The sequence below is a fragment of the Bacillus sp. JJ1122 genome (genome assembly GCF_036964885.1).
Taxonomy (GTDB): Bacteria; Bacillota; Bacilli; order Bacillales; family Cytobacillaceae; genus Mesobacillus.
The window spans coordinates 275387-289328 of the sequence record NZ_JBALQL010000006.1 but is presented as its reverse complement, the minus strand read 5'-3'; the positions used below and the strand labels follow the sequence as shown (position 1 = coordinate 289328).

The 13942-nt window shown below is 40.5% G+C and carries 17 protein-coding genes; 16 read left to right on the top strand and 1 reads right to left on the bottom strand.

Annotated elements, in window-relative coordinates; translation table 11 throughout:
• Window positions 1-48 precede the first annotated feature (48 nt).
• From V7201_RS05170 to fni, 5 genes are all read left to right on the top strand, one after another.
• Entirely contained in the window at window positions 49-231 is a 183-nt protein-coding gene (locus V7201_RS05170; protein ID WP_335375715.1) for a YpfB family protein, read from the top strand.
• Between the two features lie 247 nt (window positions 232-478).
• Window positions 479-1153, top strand: coding sequence for a (d)CMP kinase (gene cmk, locus V7201_RS05165; RefSeq protein WP_335375714.1), 675 nt, complete (start codon window positions 479-481; stop codon window positions 1151-1153).
• Window positions 1154-1155: 2 nt separating this feature from the next.
• On the top strand, window positions 1156-1737 hold the full coding sequence (locus V7201_RS05160) for a lysophospholipid acyltransferase family protein (RefSeq protein ID WP_335375713.1): 582 nt from the start codon (window positions 1156-1158) through the stop codon (window positions 1735-1737).
• A 158-nt stretch (window positions 1738-1895) separates the two neighbouring features.
• Window positions 1896-3032 carry a 30S ribosomal protein S1 gene (rpsA, locus tag V7201_RS05155; protein ID WP_335375712.1) on the top strand — a complete coding sequence of 379 codons (1137 nt, stop codon included), beginning with the start codon at window positions 1896-1898 and terminating at the stop codon, window positions 3030-3032.
• A 15-nt stretch (window positions 3033-3047) separates the two neighbouring features.
• Window positions 3048-4097: a type 2 isopentenyl-diphosphate Delta-isomerase gene (gene fni, locus V7201_RS05150; RefSeq protein WP_335375711.1), complete on the top strand. Its 1050-nt coding sequence runs from the start codon at window positions 3048-3050 to the stop codon at window positions 4095-4097.
• Window positions 4098-4146: 49 nt separating this feature from the next.
• Here the strand turns inward: fni and V7201_RS05145 are convergent, their stop codons facing one another.
• Window positions 4147-4290, bottom strand: coding sequence for a YpzI family protein (locus tag V7201_RS05145; RefSeq protein WP_125480618.1), 144 nt, complete (start codon window positions 4288-4290; stop codon window positions 4147-4149).
• A gap of 301 nt (window positions 4291-4591) precedes the next feature.
• Here V7201_RS05145 and V7201_RS05140 point away from each other — a divergent pair, with 301 nt between their 5' ends.
• The 11 genes from V7201_RS05140 to mtrB all read left to right on the top strand — a co-directional run bounded on the left by V7201_RS05140 (window position 4592) and on the right by mtrB (window position 13745).
• The gene (locus tag V7201_RS05140; protein ID WP_335375710.1) at window positions 4592-5206 is read left to right on the top strand and encodes a YphA family membrane protein; all 615 of its coding nucleotides are present in this window, start codon (window positions 4592-4594) and stop codon (window positions 5204-5206) included.
• Window positions 5199-6092, top strand: coding sequence for a YIEGIA family protein (locus tag V7201_RS05135; RefSeq protein ID WP_335375709.1), 894 nt, complete (start codon window positions 5199-5201; stop codon window positions 6090-6092). Before V7201_RS05140 ends, V7201_RS05135 begins: the two co-directional genes overlap by 8 nt.
• On the top strand, window positions 6089-6274 hold the full coding sequence (locus tag V7201_RS05130; RefSeq protein ID WP_335375708.1) for a capping complex subunit for YIEGIA: 186 nt from the start codon (window positions 6089-6091) through the stop codon (window positions 6272-6274). The genes V7201_RS05135 and V7201_RS05130 overlap by 4 nt, the downstream gene beginning before the upstream one ends.
• A gap of 230 nt (window positions 6275-6504) precedes the next feature.
• Window positions 6505-7815, top strand: coding sequence for a ribosome biogenesis GTPase Der (gene der / locus V7201_RS05125; protein ID WP_335375707.1), 1311 nt, complete (start codon window positions 6505-6507; stop codon window positions 7813-7815).
• A 19-nt stretch (window positions 7816-7834) separates the two neighbouring features.
• A complete protein-coding gene (locus V7201_RS05120; RefSeq protein WP_335375706.1) occupies window positions 7835-8881 on the top strand; it encodes an NAD(P)H-dependent glycerol-3-phosphate dehydrogenase in 1047 nt (348 codons plus the stop codon).
• Window positions 8882-9181: 300 nt separating this feature from the next.
• On the top strand, window positions 9182-9382 hold the full coding sequence (locus tag V7201_RS05115; protein ID WP_335375705.1) for a DUF2768 domain-containing protein: 201 nt from the start codon (window positions 9182-9184) through the stop codon (window positions 9380-9382).
• 28 nt (window positions 9383-9410) lie between these two features.
• Complete coding sequence (locus V7201_RS05110) at window positions 9411-10121, top strand: hypothetical protein (protein ID WP_335375704.1); 711 nt, start codon at window positions 9411-9413, stop codon at window positions 10119-10121.
• Between the two features lie 241 nt (window positions 10122-10362).
• Entirely contained in the window at window positions 10363-11841 is a 1479-nt protein-coding gene (spoIVA, locus tag V7201_RS05105; RefSeq protein WP_335375703.1) for a stage IV sporulation protein A, read from the top strand.
• A 567-nt stretch (window positions 11842-12408) separates the two neighbouring features.
• Complete coding sequence (locus tag V7201_RS05100) at window positions 12409-12681, top strand: HU family DNA-binding protein (RefSeq protein WP_335375702.1); 273 nt, start codon at window positions 12409-12411, stop codon at window positions 12679-12681.
• Between the two features lie 192 nt (window positions 12682-12873).
• The gene (gene folE, locus V7201_RS05095) at window positions 12874-13440 is read left to right on the top strand and encodes a GTP cyclohydrolase I FolE (RefSeq protein ID WP_041965672.1); all 567 of its coding nucleotides are present in this window, start codon (window positions 12874-12876) and stop codon (window positions 13438-13440) included.
• A gap of 71 nt (window positions 13441-13511) precedes the next feature.
• Window positions 13512-13745 (top strand): trp RNA-binding attenuation protein MtrB, encoded by a 234-nt coding sequence (gene mtrB / locus V7201_RS05090; RefSeq protein WP_335375701.1) that lies wholly within the window; start codon window positions 13512-13514, stop codon window positions 13743-13745.
• Window positions 13746-13942 lie beyond the last annotated feature (197 nt).

Below are 13942 nucleotides of genomic sequence, written 5' to 3'. Positions count from 1 at the left end.
AACTTTTGTTCCAATACTAAAAGAAAAATAGCTGCAGGAGCAAAAGAAATGAAATCATTTGAAAGAATATTAATTAAGATTGCTATTATACAATTTGTCTTTTTAATCATTGCTCAGTTGTTTTTTCATGAATTCAATGCATTTCCAGAGCTAAAGCAAATTACCCAATATGAAGGCGTAACTGACGATAATCATTCAGAAGTCTTGAATTCAATACGAAGCAAGGAGTAGGCATGTCTTATGCCTGCTTTTTTATTTGGAAATGTGGATCGTTAAAATTGTAATCGGTGAATCTAACAATTGATGTTAAAAATTGACGGAGTTTAGACAGATAACCTTAATCGTTCCTATAAATTTACATAATTTAAATTAGGATTGTTCACTAAAAAATGAAATGATTAAAGAAGAATAATTAAATTTTGTGTTAAAATAAGAGAGAAAATATATTGCAACAACATTGATTGTACCAGGAGGAAATATGAGTAAACGAATTTCTATTGCTATAGACGGACCTGCAGCAGCGGGAAAAAGTACGGTTGCGAAAATTGTAGCCGAAAAACTTGCATATGTATACATTGACACAGGGGCTATGTACCGTGCACTTACATACAAGGCATTAAAAGAAGGCGTAAGCTTAAATGATGAAACAGACTTGATCAGTCTTTTGAATGATACTACTATTGAACTTTTCCCAGGAGAAGCGGGGCAAAAAGTTGTACTTGATGGAATAGAGGTCTCTCACGAAATCAGAACTGCGGAGGTGACTAATCAAGTTTCGTATGCTTCAATTCATGAGCAGGTAAGGAAAGAAATGGTGAAGCGGCAGCAAATGTTTGCCAAAGACGGCGGAGTAGTGATGGATGGCAGGGACATCGGGACTCATGTACTTCCGAATGCGGAGGTAAAAGTTTTCCTTCTGGCAAGTGTGGAGGAAAGAGCGCAGAGAAGGCATGCCGAGAATACGCAGAAGGGATTTCAGTCAGATTTGGAACAGTTGAAAGCTGAGATTTCCGCTCGGGATAAAATTGATTCAGAGCGCGAGGTTGCACCACTTAAAAAGGCTGATGATGCCGCTGTAATCGATACAACATCCTTGTCAATCGCAGATGTGGTCGAAAAAATAATGGTATTGGCGCTTGAAAGGATCGGGTGAAATTGACATTTTATTCATTTGCTAGATCACTTGTAAATACCGTAATGAAACCAACTTACCGTATCGAGGTTATAGGAAAGGAGAACATTCCTTCGGATGGAGGCGTGCTTCTTTGTGCTAACCATATTTCTAACCTTGATCCGCTTATTGTAGGAATTACCACCAAACGTCCTGTGCATTTCATGGCAAAGGATGAGCTTTTCTCAGTGCCTGTACTTGGGAAAATTGTAAGCAACGTTAATGCGTTTCCTGTTAAGAGAGGAATGAGTGACAGGGAAGCATTAAGAAAAGGACTTGGAATTTTAAAAGAGGCAAAGGTTTTAGGATTGTTTCCAGAGGGAACAAGAAGCAAGACAGGTGAAATGGGTAAGGGACTAGCAGGAGCGGGTTTCTTTGCTCTAAGATCAGATGCCTATGTTGTTCCTTGTGCGATCATCGGTCCTTATAAAGCATTTACTAAATTAAGGGTAGTTTACGGAAAGCCAATTGATATGGACTCTGTCAGGGCAAACAAGGTGAATGCTGAACAGGCAACCGACTTGATTATGAGTGAAATTCAAAAGCTGATAACCCAATATAAGTAATGTTTCTTGCTTGACAAATATGCCTGTTTGTAAGAAGTTATTAAGAAGAGATATTTTTAGAATTTTCACTTAGTAGTTTAATTATGTTGTTTTTAAAAGTGGTGAAGCCGCCACAAAAGCATAAATTTGCAGCAGTCATGGATTAAGGAGGAGTACATATGTCAGAAGATATGAATCAAATCGAGGTTAAGAATTTTGAAAATGGTGACCGAGTCAAAGGCCAGGTAACCAAAGTAGAAGAAAAGCAAGTCCTTGTTGACATTGAGGGCAGCAAACTTGATGGAATCATTCCTATCAGCGAGCTATCAAGTCTTCACGTTGAAAAGGCTGAAGATGCAGTATCTGTTGGCGATGTATTGGAGCTTGAAGTCCAGAAGGTTGAAGAAGAAGCATTGATCCTTTCAAAGAGAAAAGTAGATGCAGAAAAAGCATGGGATCAGCTTAAAGGGAAATTTGAAAGTGGCGAGGTTTTTGAAGCAGAGGTTAAGGACGTAGTGAAAGGCGGCCTGGTTGTTGACTTGGGCGTACGCGGCTTTGTGCCTGCATCACTAGTTGAATCACACTTTGTAGAGGACTTCTCGGATTATAAGGGTAAAACGCTCAGCTTTAAAATTGTTGAGCTTGAGCAGGAGAAAAATCGTCTGATTCTATCTCACCGTGCTGTTGTGGAACAGGAACAAGGAAAGAAAAAACAGGACCTGCTTTCCGCAATCCAAGCTGGACAGGTAATCGAAGGAACTGTACAAAGAATCACTGATTTTGGCGCATTTGTTGATATTGGCGGAGTCGATGGACTTGTTCATATATCACAGCTTTCACACGAGCATGTTGAAAAGCCATCTGACGTAGTTGAGGAAGGCCAGAAGGTTCAGGTTAAGGTATTGAGTGTTGACCGGGACAATGAGCGAATTTCATTATCTATTAAAGAGACGCTGCCTGGACCATGGGCTGACATCGAGGAAAAAGCTCCAAAAGGAAGCACTCTTGAAGGGACTGTAAAACGTCTCGTATCTTATGGAGCGTTTGTAGAAGTATTCCCGGGAGTGGAAGGTCTCGTCCACATCTCACAAATTTCACATAAACATATAGGCACTCCGCATGAAGTTCTGAAAGAAGGACAGACTGTTAAGGTGAAGGTGCTTGAAGCAAATAAAGCTGATCAAAGATTGTCACTTAGCATGAAGGAGTTTGAAGAAAGAGAAAGCAATGAAGCTTTTGATTACGAACTTCCAGAGGAATCAAAAGGTTTCAGTTTAGGTGATATGATCGGAGACAAGCTAAAGAATCTAAAATAGTAATGGTGATAAATAGTGTCAAGATCAAAAAGGAAATGGGACCATATTCAATATGCCCTTGAGACAGGCCAAAAACGGCTTACTGGTTTTGACGATATCAAGTTTGTTCACCAAAGCTTGCCGGATACCAATCTAGCATTAATAAATTTGCAGACTCAAATTGGCGAACTTTCTTTAAGTTCGCCAATTTTTATCAACGCAATGACAGGCGGCGGCGGAGAAAGAACATATCGAATTAACCGTGAACTTGCAATTGCTGCAAAAGAGACTGGTTCAGCTATTGCAGTAGGGTCTCAAATGGCTGCCTTGAAAGATCCTGCAGAACGCAGGACTTATGAGGTAGTAAGAGAAATGCATCCAGATGGGATTATTCTCGCTAATCTGGGCAGTGAAGCAACGGTAGACCAGGCAATAGCTGCAGTTGATATGATTGCAGCTAACGGTATCCAAATTCACCTGAATGTCATTCAGGAATTGACCATGCCTGAGGGTGACAGCAACTTTCAGGGGGCTTTGCAGCGAATTATGGAGATTGAGCAAAGGCTTGAAGTTCCTGTAATTGTTAAAGAGGTTGGATTCGGTATTAGTGCCGAAACTGCTTTTGAACTTGCTTCCTCAGGCCTACGCTATATTGATATTGGCGGTTATGGAGGCACGAACTTCGCTGCAATTGAAAACAAACGCAGAAACCGAATGCTGACATTTTTTGAGAATTGGGGCATACCTACTGCCGCTTCACTTATCGAATGTAGAGCAGCTGCACCGGAAATTTCATTGATTGCATCTGGTGGAATCCAAAGTAGCGCGGAAATTGTAAAAGCTCTTTCATTAGGAGCAGATGCGGCGGCAATTGCGGGTTATCTTCTAAAAGTACTGCTTGAAAACGGGACTGAAAGACTTATTAAGGAAATTCAATCAATAAAAACTGAGATTTCAATGATGATGGCCGCACTCGGTGCTAGTACTATAGGAGAACTAAAGGGCATTCCTCTGGTGATTTCTGGCGATACATACCATTGGCTTGAACAGAGAAGAATTGATACAAAAGCGTTTAGCCGTCGTTGAGTGTAAGAACCCTGCAGATATCTGCAGGGTTTTTTTATTTTTACGCTATTCAACTATACTTCCCATCATTTAGAGATCTTGCTTCTTCAGGGCTCTGCAATTTAGTTGCTCCTGGGTAATGCAATGCCTGGTCACGGTCTGATTCCACTCGGCCGCTTTTCTTTAACTTCTTTTCCTGTCTGTCTCTTCCCATTTTTATACCTCCCGAGAATGTGTGATTAGAATGAAATTCAAATGCCATTATTACGGCAGGCTTCCATCGTGTGCCTGTCTTTTGTACAATACTACACCTAAGAACCAGTTCAGGTTCAGCAGCAAGGATAAATATGCTTAAAAGAAGGGGAGTCTTGACCAGTTCTCCAGGATTTTATAGCAATCCCGCAAACCTTCAAATCGCTTCCCCTTTTCTTAACATGGAACAGTGCAAAAAGTTTATGCAAAAAAGATTAATTTACATAAGCAATTGCCATAATGGAAATGATAGGAGGGGAATAATGGAGGGACTATATTTTAATTGGCTGGCATGGATGGCGTGGATTTGGGCTACCTTTTTTATGGATAAGAAAAATCCCGCTAGGATGAATTTGGCTTTCTGGCTTTTGGCAGTCATTGTAGCTGCACCATATAAGATTCATTTGTTTATTTTTGATTTGCACCTCTCTGCATTTTCAATTGCCATGTTCTTATTTATAGAGACAAGGAAGAAGAAGAAAGGATCATTTCTTTATTTATACCTTTCTTCATTCATTATCATGCTGGCATATACAAGTTTTTTGCTTTTTGAATTGTATGATCCGGTCTGGGTTCTTTTTGACAGAAAAATCATGATTTCGGCAATTGGCTTTTATCTTGCACTCTTACTACAGAAGAACAAATACAATAGGGGTTTGGCATTGATTTCAGGATTTTTGCAAGGTGAAATATTGTACTCAATGATCCTTTGGCAATTTAACTTTCCTTATTCAATATCATCTTTAGCCTTTATGGACATTCTGATCATTTCTTTAGCGATGCTGATAACTTGGTCAGGTTTTGAAATGGCTATAGGTATTATGTCTAGGAGTACGCTTAATCAAGCTGAACGGGAGGAACAAAAACTGCATGAATGAATACACATTGCCTATCGTTTTCGGGATTGCGACAGGAACACTCGCGAGGCTTTTTATGCTTCGGACAGATTATCGTCAATACCCAACATATTTGCATGGCAAGATCATCCATGTTGCACTTGGTTTTATTGCTGCAGGGCTTGGTACTGTTGCGGGTCCAGCCATTATGGAAGAAGAATTTACGGCAATCACCTTTTTGACACTCGCGGCTTCACAGTTCAGGGAAGTGAGGAATATGGAGAGGAATACCCTCACTGAACTCGACAGTTATGAGCTTGTTTCTAGAGGCAAGACATATATTGAAGGGATAGCAATCGCCTTTGAAAGCAGGAATTATCTTGTTATATTTACTTCCCTTGTCAGCACGCTTGCTTACCTTCTAATCAATATTTGGGCAGGAATAATCGGAGCGATTGTGGCAGTCTTTATTTGCAAACTGCTAATGTCTGGTGGAAAGCTGAAAGATATTGTTGAGATTGAATATGTTGAACCGAGATTCGAGGGTGCGGGACTATATGTGGATAATATTTACATTATGAACATAGGTCTTCCTGAACGGCAAAAGGAAGTGCTTAGTTACGGAATGGGATTTATTCTAAAACCGAAAAATATGAATGCACGTTCCACAATCGCAAATCTTGGCCAGAGACAAGCGGTACTTCATGATTTGTCCACAGCACTTGGAGTGTACCGCGATTCTGGAACTCCTGCGCTTGTGCCGCTGGCAAAGAGGGATTTAGATGATGGGAGAGTTGGGGTATTTGTTCTGCCTCAAGAACGGAATATCGAAAGGGCAATTTGTGTCATTGGTGATGTTCCTACCCTGGAAAATGCAATCAGGATGCCTTCTGAGAAGAAGAGTAATGCAGGAGGTGCGGGGAAATGATGATAGAGAAGCTTATACTTGCCGTCATCACTACAAACCCAAAGAAAGCACCATCAGGAACAGCCGTTTTCCATTGTGATACAAAAGAAGAGATGGAAACTATCGCAGCGAACCTGGAAGCCATTCTTGATGGGATTGCACACGCACTCACAGAGGAGCTTTTTATTATTGTGAAACATTGACAGGAAATGTTTTCATTGCCTGTTTACGGCATCTTTTGATAAACTGATTAAGCCAGACCCTTCTGTATACTAAGAAGGGTTTATTTTATAAGGCTATTTCCTCGTGCTGACTGTGTCTACCAGGAGGCGAAAAAGGAAGAGTCTTAACTAATGATGAGAACCTGTGAAGTTTGAAATTGTTATGGCCAGGTCCGTGACCTGCATTAATAGAATTTGAAAGGGTGATATTCATGACGAAACCAGTGATCGCTATCGTTGGGCGTCCGAATGTCGGCAAGTCTACGATTTTTAACCGAATCGTTGGTGAACGTATTTCGATCGTTGAAGATATTCCTGGAGTAACAAGGGATCGTATATACAGTTCAGCTGAATGGCTGACACATGATTTTAACATTATTGACACTGGAGGAATTGACTTAGGAGACGAACCTTTCCTAGATCAAATCCGCCAGCAGGCTGAAATTGCAATTGATGAAGCAGATGTAATTATCTTCCTAGTGAACGGAAGAGAAGGTGTCACTTCTGCTGATGAAGAAGTGGCGAAAATCCTTTACCGTTCGAATAAGCCAGTAGTTCTGGCCGTCAATAAAATTGACAATCCTGAAATGAGAGATATGATTTATGACTTTTACGCTCTAGGGTTTGGCGAACCATTTCCGATCTCAGGCTCACATGGCCTTGGACTAGGAGATTTGCTTGATGAGGCGGCAAAACATTTTCCAAATCCAAAGGATGATGACTATGATAAAGATGCGATTAAATTCTCTTTGATTGGACGTCCGAACGTTGGGAAATCCTCGCTAGTGAATGCCATCCTCGGCGAGGAACGTGTCATTGTCAGTGATATCGCTGGAACGACAAGGGATGCGATTGACTCTCAGGTAACGTATAATGGGCAAAAATATCTTATTATTGATACTGCTGGTATGAGAAAAAAGGGCAAGGTATATGAAACAACCGAGAAATACAGTGTTTTAAGAGCGTTAAGGGCAATTGAACGTTCAGATGTTGTTCTAATTGTCATCAATGCAGAAGAAGGCATAATCGAGCAGGATAAGCATATTGCCGGTTATGCTGAAGAAGCTGGACGAGCTGTTATCATTGTCGTCAATAAATGGGATGCCATTGAAAAAGATGAAAAAACTATGAAGGAATTTGAGGAAAAGATTCGTGCTCATTTCCAATTCTTAAGCTATGCACCGATTGTTTTCTTATCGGCTAAAACGAAGAAGCGTATCCATACATTGATGCCGATGATCGATTTGGCTAGTGAAAACCATGCGATGAGGGTCCAGACTAACATTCTGAATGAAGTGATCATGGATGCTGTCGCAATGAATCCAACGCCTTCAGATAAAGGCAAGAGGCTTAAAATTTACTATGCTACACAAGTATCAACCAAGCCGCCGACATTTGTTGTATTTGTCAATGAACCTGAGTTATTGCATTTTTCTTATGAGCGCTTCCTTGAAAACAGGATTCGGGATGCTTTTGATTTCACAGGTACTCCGATTAAGATTTTTGCCAGAGAAAGAAAATAATAAAAAGGTTGTGGTTTAAATGGAACGGAAGAGAGAGAAAATAGCTGTCCTCGGTGCCGGAAGCTGGGGGACAGCATTGGCAATGGTCCTTGCTGACAATGGACATGAAGTTCGGCTATGGGGGCAAAATCCTGTCCAAATAGACGAAATCAATCAGCAGCATACCAATAAGAAGTATCTTCCCGAAATTACTCTGCCTGCAACCATCATTGGATATTCTTCACTTCAAGAGGCTTTAACTGGGGTAAAAACTGTCATTATGGCTGTTCCAACAAAGGCGATTCGTGAAGTAATCAGGAAAATGACAGATGTCCCTTCGAATTCATTACTTATTGTCCATGTAAGCAAAGGGATAGAGCCAGATTCTTTGCTGCGGATTTCTGAAATGATTGAAGAGGAGATGCCAACTGAGCTGCTTGATAGTGTTGTGGTGCTTTCCGGCCCAAGCCATGCTGAAGAAGTCAGTCTGCGTCACCCAACCACGGTTACGGTGTCTTCAAAAGTTATGGAGTCAGCTGAAAAAATCCAGGATTTATTTATCAACACTAACTTCAGAGTATACACCAACCCTGATTTAATAGGTGTCGAGATTGGCGGGGCCCTGAAAAACATCATTGCTTTAGCGGCTGGTATCTCCGATGGGCTTGGTTATGGTGATAACGCTAAAGCTGCCTTGATCACTAGGGGACTTGCGGAAATAGCACGCCTGGGTGTGAAAATGGGTGCGAGTCCTTTGACTTTTTCAGGTTTAACGGGAATTGGGGATTTGATTGTGACGTGTACAAGCGTCCACTCACGCAACTGGCGGGCAGGTAACCTGCTCGGCAGAGGGCAAAACCTGGATGAGGTCCTTGAGAACATGGGTATGGTTGTAGAGGGTGTAAGGACAACCAAGGCTGCACACCAGCTCGCTGAAAAGTATAACGTGAATATGCCTATTACCAATGCACTTTATAACATCCTGTTCAATGGTGTTAACCCAAAGGACGCGGTAGACGATTTAATGTCCCGGCAGAAAACACATGAAATGGAAGATTTAGCTGACATTCTTGGCGGAAAAAACTGATCAGAAAAATTTTCCGAAGAATAATATTCTTAAAATAGGCATTCGAGGATGCGATTTCCTTTTTGCTTGCATAAAATGCATCGAAGCAAACTGGTGGTTTGAACTGGGTGATAGGGTATTTAGTCAATATAGGCTGAGGTAAAGTTGTCCGCCCCTTCTTTACTTCAGCTTTTTTTATGTCAAAAGATCAATAGGGCATATTCCAGTCCCATAATGAATGCTTTACTTAAAGTATTTTAGGAATATTAATTTGATCACCGCTTATGTTATAATACTTCTCGGAAAAGGGAGGGGTTTATTTTGTCACCGGCATTATTAAAGATGTATGTATCTTTTATTGGCATGGGCTGTATGATTGCCTCATTGCTTGCAATTTATTTGAGCAGATTTAAGCTAAAAGGTTTCTTTAAGGTTATTACGGCGGTCATTGCCTATTTGTTAATGATCACTGCTGGGCTGATTATCTTTTTTGTTGTATTCAGCGGGCCGACGAGCGAATAAAATACATAGGATTAAAGGGTTGGTATTAATGAATAAATTCCGTTTCTTTCTGCCGTTCATCCTTGTTTTGATAACATTGACAGGCTGCATGTATCCGGAAGAAAAACTTGTTCAGAATCAAGTTCCTTATAAAGATCAACTGGATAGTGTACAGACAGCTGTGAAACAATTTCAGGAAGCGAATGGCGGTATTTTGCCTATAAAAACAAGGGATGCTGAGACACCAATCTATCAAAAGTATCCTATAGAGTTTAAAAATATTGTACCTAAATATTTATCTGAACCGCCAGGAAATGCATATGAAAACGGCGGTATATTCCAATATGTCCTCGTTGATGTTGAGGAAAACCCTACGGTTAAATTGCTGGATTTACGAATCGCAGAAACCATCCGTGAAATAAAAATGAGAATTGAAGCAAACGGCTATCCGCCCTTCAAAGATCAAATAGCGAATAATATCTATACACTGGATTTTAAAAAGATCGGCTATAAACAAGAACCTGTGGCAACCAGCCCTTTCACTAACCAGAACCTTCATTTCATCATCTCAACTGATGGAGAGATCTTCGTTGATTACAGGAGTGATCTTTATCAGGCGATTAAATCCACAAAGCTGGATTTGAATGAGGGCGAAGACATCCGTCATATCCTAGTAAACGACTCGATGTTTGTACCTGCATATTCACCTCCATACACTATTGATAAGAGCACGAGCGAACCAATCTTTTTAGAGAAATAGTCATAACCCTTTTTCTGCAAAATATATTGTAGAAGAAGGGTTTTTTTTTGTCTTAAAAAAGAAATCAACTGTTCTCATAAAAGGACACTTAGAAGTCTTTTGTTTGTGAATAAAAAATAAGGAGGTAAAAAAATAAATAATTGTCATATCGATATAGGACAACATCATAAATATATACTGTCCCAGATTACTAATTTGGATGATATTATTCCCACTAACTCTATGATCGGGAGGGGATCACTTGGAAAAGGTAGATATTTTTAAGGATATTGCCGAGAGGACTGGCGGCGATATTTACCTGGGTGTTGTTGGTGCGGTACGTACTGGCAAATCCACTTTTATCAAAAAATTTATGGAGCTGGTGGTTTTACCTAATATTAATAATGAGGCAGACAGGGCGAGGGCGCTAGATGAATTGCCTCAAAGCGCCGCAGGTAAAACTATTATGACGACTGAGCCGAAGTTCGTGCCTAACCAGGCAGCATCCGTGCACGTGGATGAAGGTCTGGATGTCAATATCAGGCTCGTAGATTGTGTTGGCTACACTGTTCCTGGAGCGAAGGGTTATGAGGATGAAAATGGCCCAAGAATGATTAATACACCTTGGTATGAAGAACCAATTCCATTCCACGAAGCTGCAGAAATTGGAACAAGGAAGGTTATTCAAGAACATTCTACTCTTGGGGTTGTCGTCACGACAGATGGGACAATTGGAGAAATTCCAAGACAGGATTATATCGAAGCAGAAGAAAGAGTAATTGAAGAATTGAAGGAAGTTGGGAAGCCGTTTATCATCGTGATCAACAGTGCCCAGCCATACCATCCGCATACAGAAACACTGAGAGCTCAGTTAGCCGATAAATATGATATCCCGGTGCTTGCGATGAGTGTTGAGAGCATGAGGGAATCTGATGTGCTAAATGTTATGAGGGAAGCACTTTATGAGTTCCCTGTACTTGAAGTGAACGTCAACCTTCCTAGCTGGGTAATGGTGCTTCGTGAAAATCACTGGCTGCGTGAAAGCTATCAGGAAGCAGTGAAAGAAACAGTTAAAGATATTAAAAGGTTGAGAGATGTCGACAGAGTGGTCCACCAATTCAGCGATTTCGAGTTCATTGACCGTGCCGGCCTTGCCGGTATTGAAATGGGCCAGGGTGTAGCTGAGATTGATTTGTATGCCCCAGATGACCTTTACGATGATATCCTTAAGGAAATCGTCGGCGTGGAAATCCGCGGCAAGGACCACCTGCTTGAGCTTATGCAGGAATTCGCCTATGCCAAGGCAGAATTTGACCAGATTTCAGATGCTCTTAAAATGGTTAAACAAACAGGATACGGAATTGCTTCTCCGTCACTGTCTGATATGAGCCTGGAAGAGCCAGAAATCATTCGTCAGGGATCCAGGTTTGGAGTGCGTTTGAGAGCTGTAGCACCATCAATCCATATGATTAAAGTAGATGTCGAGTCAGAATTCTCGCCAATCATTGGCACAGAGAAGCAAAGTGAAGAGCTTGTTCGATATTTAATGCAAGACTTTGAAGATGATCCACTATCCATTTGGAATTCAGATATCTTTGGCAGAAGCTTAAGCTCAATTGTGCGTGAAGGTATTTCAGCCAAGCTAAGTCTAATGCCTGAAAATGCTCGTTATAAATTAAAAGAAACGCTGGAACGCATCATAAACGAAGGATCTGGCGGATTAATTGCAATCATTTTATAATTGGACTCCTCATGGGAGTCTTTTTGTTTTTATTTACAGAGAAAATACCCTTAGTTAATTTGAGGTTTTTGACGATTTAAACTTCATTACGGGTGTGGTAAATATCAATTTTAATTTTACCATCCGTTGATTGAAGTGGATGGTATTTCACTACTGCGGCATCAAGGAAAGTCTCAGGAAAAGTAGGAGTCTGAGCCCGAAATCAACATTCTAATTTTTTTGGCCTTCAAATTTAGATTAAATGTTTGAATTACTTACGACCGGGTAAGTAAAAAGGGTTAACATATTACAATTATGTTTCAAAGAAGAAAAGATTCCCATTATTTCTTGAAATTATCTTGATAAGAAGAATACATTGTGATAATCTTTTAACAGAATTAGCGTTGTGGCTTTCAAACCCTTATATAATAAGGATTTAAGGCAAATTGATTTCATTTTCACGGTTTTTTGCGACATGTGGGAATAAAATCATCAAGCAACGTATAGAATTCATTTGTTTTGTTTAGAAATGTAGTAACAATGCTTTATTTCTGAGCAATGGGATATCTTTGGGAGGAGGTGAATGGCATGAACAAAACAGAACTTATCAATGCAGTTTCAGAAGCTGGTGAGCTTTCTAAAAAGGATGCAACAAAAGCAGTTGACGCTGTTTTTGATTCAATCTTAAATGCATTAAAAGATGGGGATAAAGTACAATTAATCGGTTTTGGTAACTTCGAAGTGCGTGAGCGTGCTGCCCGTAAAGGCCGCAACCCACAAACTGGCGACGAAATCGAAATCTCTGCAAGCAAGGTGCCTGCTTTCAAACCTGGCAAAGCGCTTAAGGATGCAGTGAAATAATTACATACGACGCACTGAGCGTATGCTTAAGCAAAAGGCCGCGACCTGATCGCGGCCTTTTTTGTTTGCCAGCTAAAGGGAAAGTTTTTGCTTGCACTGAAATGGATATGCTAAGATGAAAATATTATAATCAAATAGCTTATTAAATATGCGCGGTTATAATCAGATTTATTGACATAGGAGGAAATGCAAATGTCGAACGTCAATCGTGCCCAGATTGAAGAAGCGGTACGTTTAATATTAGAAGCAGTAGGCGAGGATCCAAACCGAGAAGGATTGCTTGATACACCCAAACGTGTAGCCAAAATGTATGAAGAAGTTTTCTCCGGCTTGAACCAGGATCCGAAGGAATACTTCGAAACAATTTTTGGTGAGGATCATGAGGAACTAGTACTAGTTAAGGATATCCCGTTTTACTCTATGTGTGAACATCACTTGGTTCCATTCTTCGGAAAGGCACATGTTGCATACATTCCAAGAGGCGGTAAGGTAACAGGACTTAGCAAGCTTGCAAGAGCGGTTGAAGCAGTGGCAAAAAGACCGCAGCTTCAAGAGAGGATTACGTCCACAATTGCCAATTCGATTATGGAAAAGCTTGACCCTCATGGAGTGATGGTTGTTGTCGAAGCAGAACATATGTGTATGACAATGAGAGGAGTCAAGAAGCCGGGCTCGAAAACGGTAACTTCGGCTGTACGCGGTACTTTGGCTGAAGATGTAAACGCTCGTGCAGAAATCCTGTCATTGATTAAAGGCTAAAATGGTAATCATGGCTAAAAGTAATTCTTTTAGCCTTTTGATGCTTTATTTTTCCTGTAAGGGGGATAATAATGGATAAGAAACCAAGTGTAAATACGGATTACGTAGTAATAAAGGCTATTGAAGATGGAGTGAATGTAATTGGGCTTACAAGAGGAACGGATACTCGTTTCCATCATTCTGAAAAGCTTGATAAGGGAGAGGTCATGATCGCACAGTTTACAGAACATACATCTGCAATCAAAATCAGAGGGCATGCCAAGATCGTGACACCGTTTGGAGAAATTGAAAGCGAAAAGAGATAAATAGTCTAACTTTAACTATTTTGTTACAAAAATACGCTCATTTTTCGGTAACTGGCTTTTAATTTATAATATCACGTCCATGTTAATACCATTTATGATATAATTGTCACTGCCTTGGAATGTTCGGTACAACTGCAAACTAGTTATATAGGCGCTTTTTTTTATGTCTGTTTTATTTTTGTCTAGCTCCAGCGCCT

Bases quoted from the DNA above. Each gene is read 5' to 3' on its own strand.
- V7201_RS05170 (WP_335375715.1), top strand. From the start codon at position 49: ATGAAATCATTTGAAAGAATATTAATTAAGATTGCTATTATACAATTT.
- cmk (WP_335375714.1), top strand. From the start codon at position 479: ATGAGTAAACGAATTTCTATTGCTATAGACGGACCTGCAGCAGCGGGA.
- rpsA (WP_335375712.1), top strand. From the start codon at position 1,896: ATGTCAGAAGATATGAATCAAATCGAGGTTAAGAATTTTGAAAATGGT.
- V7201_RS05145 (WP_125480618.1), bottom strand. From the start codon at position 4,290: ATGGGAAGAGACAGACAGGAAAAGAAGTTAAAGAAAAGCGGCCGAGTG.
- V7201_RS05140 (WP_335375710.1), top strand. From the start codon at position 4,592: ATGGAGGGACTATATTTTAATTGGCTGGCATGGATGGCGTGGATTTGG.
- V7201_RS05135 (WP_335375709.1), top strand. From the start codon at position 5,199: ATGAATGAATACACATTGCCTATCGTTTTCGGGATTGCGACAGGAACA.
- V7201_RS05130 (WP_335375708.1), top strand. From the start codon at position 6,089: ATGATGATAGAGAAGCTTATACTTGCCGTCATCACTACAAACCCAAAG.
- der (WP_335375707.1), top strand. From the start codon at position 6,505: ATGACGAAACCAGTGATCGCTATCGTTGGGCGTCCGAATGTCGGCAAG.
- V7201_RS05120 (WP_335375706.1), top strand. From the start codon at position 7,835: ATGGAACGGAAGAGAGAGAAAATAGCTGTCCTCGGTGCCGGAAGCTGG.
- V7201_RS05110 (WP_335375704.1), top strand. From the start codon at position 9,411: ATGAATAAATTCCGTTTCTTTCTGCCGTTCATCCTTGTTTTGATAACA.
- V7201_RS05100 (WP_335375702.1), top strand. From the start codon at position 12,409: ATGAACAAAACAGAACTTATCAATGCAGTTTCAGAAGCTGGTGAGCTT.
- folE (WP_041965672.1), top strand. From the start codon at position 12,874: ATGTCGAACGTCAATCGTGCCCAGATTGAAGAAGCGGTACGTTTAATA.
- mtrB (WP_335375701.1), top strand. From the start codon at position 13,512: ATGGATAAGAAACCAAGTGTAAATACGGATTACGTAGTAATAAAGGCT.